Below are 5,434 nucleotides of genomic sequence, written 5' to 3'. Positions count from 1 at the left end.
TAAAGGATGATATCATGCAAAAGGTGATTGAAGATATTGATATTTTGGCGAATGACAGTACGCAGCATGAAGCTTGTGAGACCGTTAAAGTATCTGAGGATGAGAACACGGGTAAAGAGCGTAAATTATATATAGAGAGCTATGGTTGTCAGATGAACTTTTCTGACAGCGAAATAGTGTCTTCAATAATGAAAAAAGAGGGCTTTGACACTACTTCCGATTTTAATGAAGCTGATGTTATATTCCTGAATACCTGCTCGATAAGGGAAAAAGCAGAGCAAACTGTAAGAGCAAGGCTCTCTCAATTCAATACAGTAAAGAAAAACCGTCCTGAGATGATGATCGGGGTTTTGGGTTGCATGGCAGAGCGCCTGAAAAGTCAGCTTTTGGAAGAAGAAAAAGTAGTAGACCTTGTAGTTGGCCCCGATGCTTACCGCGACCTGCCCGGCCTTGTGAAGCAAGTGGATGAAGGGCAGAAAGCCGTTAATACTTTCCTATCCAGGGAGGAAACTTACGCAGATATCAGTCCTGTCAGACTCAACTCTAATGGCGTTACTGCATTCATCTCCATTATGAGGGGCTGTGACAATATGTGTTCATTTTGTGTTGTGCCTTTCACCCGAGGCCGCGAACGTAGCAGAGACCCTTATTCGATAGTAAAGGAAGCCCAGGAACTTTTCAACAATGGCTATCGTGAAGTAACCCTTCTGGGGCAAAATGTTGACTCCTACAAATGGTCACCTGAGGTAAACAATAAAGCCAGACTGGAAAAATCAGAAGTAAGTGAAGTTATCAACTTCGCTAATTTATTGGAAATGGTGGCCAAAGTACACCCGGACTTACGTGTTCGTTTTTCCACCTCACATCCCAAAGACATTACAGATGAAGTACTTCATACCATGAAGAAGTATGAAAACATCTGCAACTATATCCATTTACCGGCTCAGAGTGGCAATACACGTGTGCTTGAGATTATGAACAGAACCTATACCCGTGAATGGTATATAGACCGTGTGGATGCCATCAGAAGGATTATAGGTGAAGATTGTGGCATATCCTCAGACATGATTGCAGGCTTCTGTACTGAAACTGAAGAGGAACATCAGGATACACTCACATTAATGGATTATGTGAAATATGATTTCTCCTACATGTTCTTCTACAGTGAGCGCCCCGGCACACTGGCAGCAAAAAAATTCGAAGACGATATTCCGCTGGAGATTAAAAAAAGAAGGCTTAGCGAAATCATAGACAGGCAGCAAAAACATTCTCACTTACGCAACCAGCGTGATGTGGGCAAAGTCCACAAAGTGTTGATAGAAGGCTTTTCAAAAAGATCAAACGATGACCTTCAAGGAAGAAATTCTGCCAATAAGGTAGTGATCTTCCCTAAGAAGCACTATCAAAAAGGCCAGTACGTTAATGTATTGGTTGACAGGTGTACTCCTGCCACTTTATTTGGAAATATTGTCGATTGATCAACAACCTATGGATTTCGATATTTTAAGCATAAAGCAGCGATTCGGCATTATTGGCAACTCACCATTGCTCAACCATGCCATACAAGTGGCGGCTCAGGTGGCCCCTACTGATATGTCGGTGCTTATAACCGGTGAAAGCGGAAGTGGAAAAGAATCATTCAGCAAAATCATCCATCACCTGAGCCCCAGAAAGCACAACCAGTTTATTGCTATCAACTGCGGCTCCATACCGGAAGGAACCATAGATTCCGAACTTTTCGGACACGAAAAAGGCTCATTTACAGGAGCGCATGAGGCCCGGAAAGGTTATTTTGAGGTTTCTAATGGCGGAACCATTTTCCTGGATGAAATAGGTGAAATGCCTTTGGGTACACAAGCCAGGTTGTTAAGGGTGTTAGAAAATGGTGAGTTTATTAAAGTGGGCTCTTCCAAAGTTCTGAAAACAGACGTAAGAGTGGTGGCAGCCACCAATGTCAACCTCATGAAAAATGTTAATGAAGGTAAGTTCAGGGAGGACCTTTATTACCGCTTAAGCACCGTACCTATTTATGTACCGCCATTACGGGACAGAGGAGAAGACATTCTGTTGCTCTTTAGAAAATTTGCGACCGACTTTGCGGAAAAGTACAGAGTGAAGCCCATCTCACTCACCGATGATGCCAAGGAAATCCTATTGAAGTACAGGTTTCCGGGGAATATCAGGCAATTAAAGAACCTGACAGAACAGATTTCAGTACTATCCACCGAAAACAAGTCCATCAATGGAGATACGTTACTGCAATACCTGCCAAAAGACCAAAGCCACCTTCCTGCATTGTACCGCGACCCTGAAAAAGACAAACAAGGTCTTTCAGAACGTGACCTGCTTTACAAAGTTCTTTTTGACATGAAAAAGGATATGAACGACCTTAAAAAGTTCGTTCTGGAAGCTTTACAAAGCGAAGGTTCTGCAAGTCAGGTAATTGAAGACCATAGCGAGTTGTTTGAAGGGCTGGACAATAATAATATCGAACAGGTTCCTACCCCACCTGAAAAGCCGGTACTACTCAATATCAACTCTACAACACCCGACAGAGATCACACTTATGATAATGGTGATGCTGATATTGAAGACATCGCCCACGAAACAGAGGAAGACGAATCGCTGTCGATAGAGAAGAAGGAAAAAGAACTGATAATCAGAGCATTAAGGAAGAATAATAACAAAAGAAAATATGCAGCCAGAGATCTGGGCATTTCGGAACGGACTTTGTACAGAAAAATCAAACAATACGAACTTGAAGACCTATAACCGAATAATTCTGCTAGCCCTGATGTTTCCGGTAATTCTACTGGGAGGATGCGGCGTATACTCATTTACCGGCGTGGCCATCACCGCCGAGACCATTTCCATTGATATGTTTTATAATGATGCGGAAGGTGGTCCTCCTGATATGGCCCAGACTTTTACCAATGAGATAAGGGACTACTACCAGTCTAACACAAACCTTACACTCGTGGAAGACGACGGGGAGCTTCAACTGGAGGGTGTCATTACAGGGTACCGGCTGACTCCCATTGCCCCTACCGCCACTAACAACGATCAACTGGGAGGCAGTACTTCTGCCCTTACACGGTTGACCATCACGGTACAGGCTACATATATCAATACACAGGATGATCAGTTTAACTTTGAAAACAGATCGTTCTCATTTTACAGTGATTTTGACAGTAATCAAAACCTTACCACTATTGAAGATCAACTACTTGAGGAGATATTTGACCAAATTATTTTGGATATATTCAATGCCTCGGTTGCCAATTGGTAATTTTTGATATATTTTTACTCACTAACGTTAAACTGAAAGTCAACAAAATCTGCGGCTTTGAATAAACAGAGATTCATAAAAATACTACAGGACTATCACAATATTCCAGGTGAAGACAGGAATAAGCTGCACGAACTTGCAAAAAACTACCCCTACAGCCAGATAATTCATACGCTCGTGGCTAAGGCTAACCATGACGCAAAAACGGATATAGCTGAACAAACCTTACATTATGCTGCTTTCTATGCGACTGACAGACATATACTAAAAGAGGTTATCCAGGAAAGGCCCTCTGCTCTTGTGTCTACACCGGCAGAGGTTCATGAACCTATAGCAGAAAGCACTCCTGTTGCAACTGAGGCGGCTAGCCAACACTATATTACTGTAGCTCCTGAAGCATATGACCAGAGTTCCGATCAAATCAGGGATGCAGTACTTTCAGACCTTGAAAGCCTGAAAAAAAGCAAGGCGTCCTACATGCAATGGCTGGAAGAAGACACTCCTCCTGCCAAAGTAAAAAAAGAACCTGCCAAAGCTAAAAAAGCTTCGAAAAGTGTCGAAAAAGAAAAGAAAAGCCCGGTTAAAAAGAGCCAGAGCAATGTAAAGCCTAAAGTAAAGGAATCTAAAACCTCTGCAAAAGAGGTGAAGACCACGGCTGAGAAGAAAAAAGAAAAAACTCCTAAGACAAAAAAGGATAAAGTAGAAAAAGAACCCGACGCGGCGGTCTCTACGCAACCCAAAGGCAGAAAGCCAAAAAAGATCGCTCATGACGAGCAAAAAGCGATTATTGAAAACTTCATCAGCAAAGAACCCAGTATCACTGCCAAGCCATTGAAAAGCTCTGATAACCAGCCTGACCTCTCCGAGGCCAGTACATCTTTCAACGAAGACCTGGTTTCTGAAAACCTGGCACAAATTCTTGTCAACCAGGGCAAGAAAAGTAAGGCGATTGATATTTATAAAAAATTAATTTGGAAGTTTCCGCAAAAAAAAGCTTACTTTGCGTCTCGAATTGAAGAATTGCAAAAATAATTATAAGGTCATAGAATGTTTACACTTATTTTAAGTTTGATAATTTTAACCGCTGTATTGCTGGTATTGGTAATTTTAGCTCAAAACTCAAAGGGCGGTGGGCTTTCAAGCCAGTTTGGCGGAGCCGGAGCAAGTAACATGATAGGTGTCAAAAAAACAGGTGACCTGTTAGAGAAGTTAACCTGGGGTTTTGCCATTGCTATCTTTGTATTGACACTTTCTACAAGCTTTGTATTGAAAGAAAAGCAAGGCCCAGTTGATGAGTTCAGAGACAGGGCTCAGGAAGAAGGTGGTGCTTTACCTTCACTTGATCTTGGTGATGTTGAAGGAGAAGATGGCGGAGCTACTGAAAACTCAGGACTTGAAGATATTTCAGGAGAAACTGACAGTGTAGAATAAGAATCAAAAAATTGTATATAAAACGGTCACTCAAAAGGTGACCGTTTTTTTTATGTCTTGGAAATATACCTGATTAGCAGACGCTTGGCTACAGGCTCCAATGTGGAAATGTATGGAAACTTCACTTTGGAATAAACCAAAAAGGTTGCAGGATTAGGCATGTCGCTAAACCGCCTGGTCAATCCCATTTTAATGCTTTCATAAGTATCCCCCAGTCCTCTCCTTAGATTGTCTATTAATGTAGTATGAATCCCTCGATACTTCTCCTCAGAAGTCTCCAGAAAAGTAAGCTGATATCTGTAAACCCTGGTTTGCGCTGAGGGACTGTGGCTTATGAAAAAGTATCCTTCATCAGTGTATAAAGGTAGCAGCCCTACAGGAGTAACTTCACAATTGCTCTCTACAAACTCATATATCTCCTTGCCCTCGGAAAGGGATCCTTTAAAGAGTGGCAATGCATAGTTGATGATGTCCCCTATTTCGTTCATTAGTTCATCATCCTCGACAATCTTTTTATAAGTTAGCTCAAGTTTATCAAAGTCTACCCCTGCCAATTCTTTAGGGAAATTCTTTCTGAGGGATTCATGGTTATTTTTAAAGGCTATCAAGTTATTATAGTGAAAAACAAGGTCACCAAGCATAGGATATAATTCCTGCTGCTGAAAAGAACTTCTTACCTTTTTAAAATAGGCAAGCAGCACATACTTCTTGTAC

Annotated in this window: 6 protein-coding genes; 5 read left to right on the top strand and 1 reads right to left on the bottom strand. The window is 41.7% G+C overall.

Annotation, left to right across the window (positions count from 1 at the left end; all coding sequences use genetic code 11):
- Positions 1–14 precede the first annotated feature (14 nt).
- The 5 genes from miaB to secG are packed head-to-tail and all read left to right on the top strand — an operon-like array spanning position 15 to position 4,720.
- The gene (gene miaB, locus E1163_RS02775; protein WP_155169227.1) at positions 15–1,478 is read left to right on the top strand and encodes a tRNA (N6-isopentenyl adenosine(37)-C2)-methylthiotransferase MiaB; all 1,464 of its coding nucleotides are present in this window, start codon (positions 15–17) and stop codon (positions 1,476–1,478) included.
- A 10-nt stretch (positions 1,479–1,488) separates the two neighbouring features.
- Positions 1,489–2,772, top strand: coding sequence for a sigma-54 interaction domain-containing protein (locus tag E1163_RS02770; protein ID WP_155169229.1), 1,284 nt, complete (start codon positions 1,489–1,491; stop codon positions 2,770–2,772).
- Entirely contained in the window at positions 2,759–3,289 is a 531-nt protein-coding gene (locus E1163_RS02765; RefSeq protein WP_246223478.1) for an LptE family protein, read from the top strand. The genes E1163_RS02770 and E1163_RS02765 overlap by 14 nt, the downstream gene beginning before the upstream one ends.
- 57 nt (positions 3,290–3,346) lie before the next feature.
- Positions 3,347–4,321, top strand: a complete 975-nt coding sequence (locus E1163_RS02760; protein WP_155169225.1) for a hypothetical protein — start codon at positions 3,347–3,349, stop codon at positions 4,319–4,321.
- A 15-nt stretch (positions 4,322–4,336) separates the two neighbouring features.
- Positions 4,337–4,720 (top strand): preprotein translocase subunit SecG, encoded by a 384-nt coding sequence (gene secG, locus E1163_RS02755; protein WP_155169223.1) that lies wholly within the window; start codon positions 4,337–4,339, stop codon positions 4,718–4,720.
- Between the two features lie 50 nt (positions 4,721–4,770).
- Here secG and E1163_RS30350 read toward each other — a convergent pair.
- Positions 4,771–5,434, bottom strand: a 664-nt coding sequence (locus E1163_RS30350; RefSeq protein ID WP_185155936.1) for a hypothetical protein, incomplete at its 5' end; no start/stop codon positions are given.

It is taken from the genome of Fulvivirga kasyanovii (genome assembly GCF_009711405.1).
Classification (GTDB): Bacteria; Bacteroidota; Bacteroidia; order Cytophagales; family Cyclobacteriaceae; genus Fulvivirga; species Fulvivirga kasyanovii.
This window is presented reverse-complemented; position numbering and strand designations above follow the sequence as displayed.